Raw genomic sequence first — 5049 nt, 5'->3', positions numbered from 1 at the left:
GGGTCGGCCGGGTGGGGCGTCACCGGGGCGGCGGCGGGATCGTTGGCCCCGGTGTCCGCCGCAGCGACCCGCAGGGCCGCACCCCGCAGCTCGTGGAGGCAATTCCGATGGCCAAGCACCGTGTGCCCGGTGACGATCCGTCGACCCGGGAGGGGGTGACCGAGCGCCCGGACGCGGCGTACTGGTCGGTCGACGACTCCCGGTGGCCGGCGGTCCGACCCGACCTTCCCGCCCACATGGTGGACCTGCTCGCCCCGCCGATCGTGGTCGGCGTCGCCCGCGTGCCGGCCACCTCCCGGCTCACCCCGCCGGCCGAGCACCGGCCCGCCCCGCCGGCCGAGCACCGGCCGGTACCGGCCGCGTCGGCCGGGCCCCGTCGGATCGTGCCGGCGGGACCGGGTGTGCCCGGCCGCCGGCCGGCGGGCGCGCCCACGCCGGGCGGCCGGCACCGCCGGGCGGCGGGACAGCCCGACCGCACCGCCTGACCCGGCGCCCCGCCCCGGTAGCCCTTTCAACTGGTGGACCCCGCGCGGGTCCCGCGTCGGCGGGACCCGCGTCGCCGGTAGCGTCTTCGCACATGACGGTCGTGCATCCGATCGCCCGGGCCTGGATCACCACTGGCGGCACCGGCGCGCAGAACTACGACGAGTTCGCCGACGACGCGGAGATCACCGCGATCATCGAGGCGAACCCGCACAGTGCCCTCGGCATCGAGATGCCGCACCGGGCGCCGGAGAGCCTGGGCAAGTCCTTCCCCGACGCCCTGCCGGACGCGGTGAGCCGCCTCGCCGAGGCCAAGGCCGACGGCAGCTACACCCCGGCCGAGCAGGTCGTGGTCCTCTACCGGATCAGCGCGCCGGGGGAGGAGACGGCGTACGGGCTCTGGGCCATGGTCGACACCGACCAGATCTCCACCCGGGCCGACGAGCCCGGTCTGGTCATCCGCAACGAGGACGTCTTCATCGCCAAGGTGCGGGAGCGGGTGGCCCTGGCCGAGGCGCTGGGCCACCTGCTGTCGCCCGTACTCCTGTTGCAGACCGGGCGCGGCGACGAGCTGCACGCCGCCCTCGCGGCGGCGACCGAGGCGGCCGGCGCGCCGGCGGCGACCGACACCGACCAGGCGGGGCGCACCCACGCCATCTGGCTGCTCGGGCCGGGCCCGCGTCAGGACGAGCTGACCGCCCTGGCGGGCGGCGGCGAGCTGGTCGTGGCCGACGGCAACCACCGCAGCCTGGCCGCGCAGACGGGCGGGCTGCCGCGCTTCCTCTCGGTGATCACGACCCCGGCGTCGGTGGCGATCCAGCCCTACAACCGGCTGGTCAGCGAGCTGACCACCACCGCCGACGACCTGCTCGCCCGGCTCCGCGCCGCCGGCGCGGAGATCGACCCGATCGACGGCCCGGTCGAGGTCCCGGCGGCCGGCGGCACCGTCCACCTCCGCCTCGCCGGCCGGGGGTACGCGGTCACCCTGCCGCACGTCGGCGACAACCGGCTGGAGAACCTGGACCACGCCCTGGTCGAGCGGCTGCTGCTGCGCGACGCGCTCGGGCTCGACCCGGGCGACAAGCGGATCACCTACGTCGGCGGTGACTACCCGGCGAGCTGGCTGACGGGCGAGGTCGACGCGGGCCGGGCCGAGCTGGCCGTGCTGGTCGCCCCGGTGACGGTGGACGACTTCGTCGCGGTCAACCTGGCGCGGGAGAAGATGCCGCGCAAGAGCACCTGGTTCACCCCGAAGGCGCGCGGCGGCCTGGTGGTCGCCGAGCTGTCCCGCTGACCCTGTGACGAATCCGCCTCCGGGGCGGCGCCCGCGCGTCGTCCCGGAGGCGGGCCTGACAGACTGCGCGGTATGCGCGTCTACCTGGGATCCGACCACGCCGGTTTCGAGTTGAAGGTGCACCTGGTCAACCACCTGACCAAGGAGGGGCACGACGTGGTCGACGTCGGCCCGCACGCCTACGACCCGGACGACGACTACCCGGCCTTCTGCCTGCACACGGGTGACCGGGTGGTGGCGGACGACGGCAGCCTCGGCGTGGTCATCGGCGGCTCGGGCAACGGCGAGCAGATCGCCGCGAACAAGGTGGCCGGCGTCCGGGCGGCCCTCGCCTGGAGCATCGACACCGCCCAGCTGGCCCGCGAGCACAACGACGCGAACGTCGTCGCGGTCGGCGCCCGCCAGCACACGTTGGACGAGGCCACCGCCATCGTCGAGGCGTTCCTGACCACCCCGTTTTCGGGCAACGAGCGGCACGCCCGCCGGATCGCCCAGGTGGCCGACTACGAGAACACCCGCCAGCTCCCCACGCTGCCCTGATCGCCTGACCGCTCGACCGCCCGGTCGTCCTGGCGGCCGGGCGCCGTCCGCACGGCGGCGGGGCGGTGTGGATCCCGGACGGGACCCATGCCTCCCACGGGCCATGCCTCCCACGCGGCGGTTCCCACCAGGACCGGGGTCAGCGGCGGGGGAGGTCCTCGCGGGGCGTCCAGTTGCGGCGGATGATCACCACTCGTTCCTCGGCCGCGGCCAGGTCCTCGTCCGTGGGGCGGGCGGCGTCGCGGGCCCGCATCGCGGCGGTCACGCTCACCTGGGAGGAGCCGGGGCCGACGAGACCGCGCAGGCCACGGTCGCCCTCGTCACCCGGGCCACCCCGGCGGCTGCGCGGCGGCTCGGGGCCGTCGTGCACCCCGGCGGTCGTCGCGTTCGGGCCCTCGGTGCCGCCCGGGTCGCCGGTCGGGTGCCGTAGCCGGCGCCGGCGTCGCTCCGTGTCCCCCATCAGCCGACCGTACCGCCCCGGCGCGACCGACGCCGGCCCGTGCGTCCGCCGCGCTTGCGGCGCCGGTGGGGGCCGCGCCGGGTCACGACCTCTTACCGATGGGCCGGTGACCTCGGTCACGACGACGGGGTCGTCCGTCCCACTCCGGCCTCGCCGGCCCTCGCCGGGGTGGGGGATCGGGGCTCGCGTCCCGGTGCGGGCTCGGCGACCCATTTGCCGGCTGGCTACCCTCGGAACCGGACGGTGGCCGGTGGTCGCCGTCGGGTCCAGGGGAGGGACGAGATGGCCGACCAGACGCAGCCGTGGGCCGAGCGGACCGTCGAGGTGCCGCCGCAGCCCGGTGCCGGGGTGCCGCCGCAGCGCGACGCGTACCAGCGGGGGGTGGCCTCGGTCGGGCGGTCCAGTACGTCGCGCACCGAGCCGTTCCCCGTCGTCGAGCATGAGCCGACGGGCACGGGCTGGCCGGACACCCCGGCCCCGCGCCGGCCGCTGAGCTGGCACGTCGAGCAGTTGAAGCGCGGCGGCGAGTGGAGTGCCGCCGGCGCGCTCTTCGCCTTCGTCTGTTGGGGGATCTGGGCCATCTCGGGCGGCGGGGACCTCGCCGGCCCGTTCCTGATCTTCCTGCTGAGCCTGCTGGTGGCCGCCGGTCTCTTCGCGTTGGCCCGGCTGCTCGGCCGCGTGGTGCTGGAGCGGCAGCTCGGCCGGGTGCGGCGCAGCGCCCGCGGGGCGCACCTGGTGACGGCGGTCTTCCTGGCCGGTCTCGGGGTCGCCTATCTCCAGCAGACCGAGTGGGTCGTGTCGGCCTGGAACTGGATCAGCAACAACTGACCGTACGCCCGGGCGGGCCGGCCTGCGCCGCCCGCCCGCGCGCCCGGTCGCGGCGTCTCGCGACCTCCGGTCGTTCCACCAGGTCGCCGGCTGCTTACCCGGCCGGCCGCGGTTCATCCGCGCCCGGCCGGGGCTGATCCGCAGCTCAGTGCTTCCCGCCGTGGCCCTCCGCGTCGGCCTTCGGGGAGGCCACCCGGGCCTCGGGGTCCTCGACGCCGGGCTCCCCGCCGTCCGGCGCCACCATGCCGTCGTAGTTGTAGACAGTGCCGTTCTCGCCGTGCTGCTTCGTGGTCCGGATGTACCGGTGCATCATGCCGTCGATCTCCACCTCCAACAGGGCGTCTCCGCCCGTGTCGAGGGTGCTGCCGTCCCGGGGTCCGCCAACGAGGTGTGCCTTCGTGTTCGTGTCCATGTGAAGGCCCTACCCGGGTGGTCCCGGTGCAAAACGGGCGGCGCGCGTCCGGCGCGCCGAATCCTGGTCGGCTGCGGTATGACCGACGCGGGATGTGTCGGGGCATTGCCATCCATCGATAGATATCCATAGGCTCCCGCCATCGGTTTCCGGCGCGCCGCCTCGGCGCGTCGCGAGGGTTCGGGAGGCTCCCATGGTCCGTTGGCGCACACTCGTCGGCCGGTTGGCCGCCGCGTTGGTGGCGGTCACCGCCGGCTCGTTCGTCCTGGCCGTTCCGGCCTCCGCCAAGCCCGGGCCCGAGGTGACCCCGTACGTCGTGGGCGGGACGCTGGCCGCGCAGGGCGAGTTCCCCTTCATGGTCCGGCTCTCCATGGGTTGCGGCGGTTCCCTCTACAGCCCGCGCCTGGTGCTGACCGCCGCGCACTGCGTCGGCGGCACCGGTACGAACACCAGCATCACCGCCACCCTCGGCGTGGTGGACCTCCAGTCGTCGAGCCGGATCCAGGTGCGCTCGAACTACGTCTACCGGGCGCCCGGCTACAACGGCAACGGCAAGGACTGGGCCCTCATCCGGCTGGCCACGCCCGTCACCACGCTCCCGACGCTGAACATCGCCACCAGCACCGCGTACGACAACGGCACCTTCACGGTCGCCGGCTGGGGCGCCACCCGCGAGGGCGGCGCGCAGCAGCGCTACCTGCGCAAGGCCACCGTGCCGTTCGTCAGCGACGCGACCTGCAACTCCTACTACGGCGGCCAGATCATCGCGAGTGAGGAGATCTGCGCCGGCTACGCCAGCGGCGGCATCGACACCTGTCAGGGGGACTCGGGCGGCCCGATGTTCCGGCGGGACGCGAACAACGCCTGGATCCAGGTCGGCATCGTGAGCTGGGGCAACGGTTGCGCCCGGCCCTCCTACCCCGGCGTCTACACCCAGGTGAGCACCTTCGCCCCGGCGATCGCCTCGGCGGCGGCCAGCCTCGGCGGCTGAACCGCACCGCCCCCCGGGGGCCCGGCCGGCTCGTCCGGCCG

General features: G+C 74.9%; 7 protein-coding genes. 5 read left to right on the top strand and 2 right to left on the bottom strand.

Translation table 11 applies throughout. From position 1 onward, the window contains the following. From ACSNN9_RS27775 to ACSNN9_RS27765, 3 genes are all read left to right on the top strand, one after another. Positions 1-485, top strand: a 485-nt coding sequence (locus ACSNN9_RS27775; protein WP_436676254.1) for a hypothetical protein, incomplete at its 5' end; no start/stop codon positions are given. Between the two features lie 92 nt (positions 486-577). After that, a complete protein-coding gene (locus ACSNN9_RS27770; protein WP_436676252.1) occupies positions 578-1777 on the top strand; it encodes a DUF1015 family protein in 1200 nt (399 codons plus the stop codon). Positions 1778-1849: 72 nt separating this feature from the next. After that, entirely contained in the window at positions 1850-2317 is a 468-nt protein-coding gene (locus tag ACSNN9_RS27765) for a ribose-5-phosphate isomerase (protein WP_357867194.1), read from the top strand. Positions 2318-2456: 139 nt separating this feature from the next. Here ACSNN9_RS27765 and ACSNN9_RS27760 read toward each other — a convergent pair whose 3' ends face one another. Further along, the gene (locus tag ACSNN9_RS27760; RefSeq protein WP_436676251.1) at positions 2457-2777 is read right to left on the bottom strand and encodes a hypothetical protein; all 321 of its coding nucleotides are present in this window, start codon (positions 2775-2777) and stop codon (positions 2457-2459) included. Positions 2778-3059: 282 nt separating this feature from the next. On the opposite strand from ACSNN9_RS27760, the gene ACSNN9_RS27755 reads away from it, so the two are divergent. After that, positions 3060-3605 carry a hypothetical protein gene (locus ACSNN9_RS27755; protein WP_436676250.1) on the top strand — a complete coding sequence of 182 codons (546 nt, stop codon included), beginning with the start codon at positions 3060-3062 and terminating at the stop codon, positions 3603-3605. A 145-nt stretch (positions 3606-3750) separates the two neighbouring features. Here the strand turns inward: ACSNN9_RS27755 and ACSNN9_RS27750 are convergent, their stop codons facing one another. After that, entirely contained in the window at positions 3751-4017 is a 267-nt protein-coding gene (locus tag ACSNN9_RS27750; RefSeq protein ID WP_358092809.1) for a hypothetical protein, read from the bottom strand. A gap of 193 nt (positions 4018-4210) precedes the next feature. Here ACSNN9_RS27750 and ACSNN9_RS27745 point away from each other — a divergent pair, with 193 nt between their 5' ends. Next, the gene (locus ACSNN9_RS27745; protein WP_436676249.1) at positions 4211-5008 is read left to right on the top strand and encodes a S1 family peptidase; all 798 of its coding nucleotides are present in this window, start codon (positions 4211-4213) and stop codon (positions 5006-5008) included. Positions 5009-5049 lie beyond the last annotated feature (41 nt).

This window comes from Micromonospora sp. URMC 107, assembly GCF_051386315.1.
Taxonomy (GTDB): Bacteria; Actinomycetota; Actinomycetes; order Mycobacteriales; family Micromonosporaceae; genus Micromonospora.
This window is presented reverse-complemented; position numbering and strand designations above follow the sequence as displayed.

Excerpts from the sequence above, each read along its gene's own strand:
- ACSNN9_RS27770 (WP_436676252.1), top strand. The coding sequence starts at position 578 with ATGACGGTCGTGCATCCGATCGCCCGGGCCTGGATCACCACTGGCGGC.
- ACSNN9_RS27765 (WP_357867194.1), top strand. The coding sequence starts at position 1,850 with ATGCGCGTCTACCTGGGATCCGACCACGCCGGTTTCGAGTTGAAGGTG.
- ACSNN9_RS27760 (WP_436676251.1), bottom strand. The coding sequence starts at position 2,777 with ATGGGGGACACGGAGCGACGCCGGCGCCGGCTACGGCACCCGACCGGC.
- ACSNN9_RS27755 (WP_436676250.1), top strand. The coding sequence starts at position 3,060 with ATGGCCGACCAGACGCAGCCGTGGGCCGAGCGGACCGTCGAGGTGCCG.
- ACSNN9_RS27750 (WP_358092809.1), bottom strand. The coding sequence starts at position 4,017 with ATGGACACGAACACGAAGGCACACCTCGTTGGCGGACCCCGGGACGGC.
- ACSNN9_RS27745 (WP_436676249.1), top strand. The coding sequence starts at position 4,211 with ATGGTCCGTTGGCGCACACTCGTCGGCCGGTTGGCCGCCGCGTTGGTG.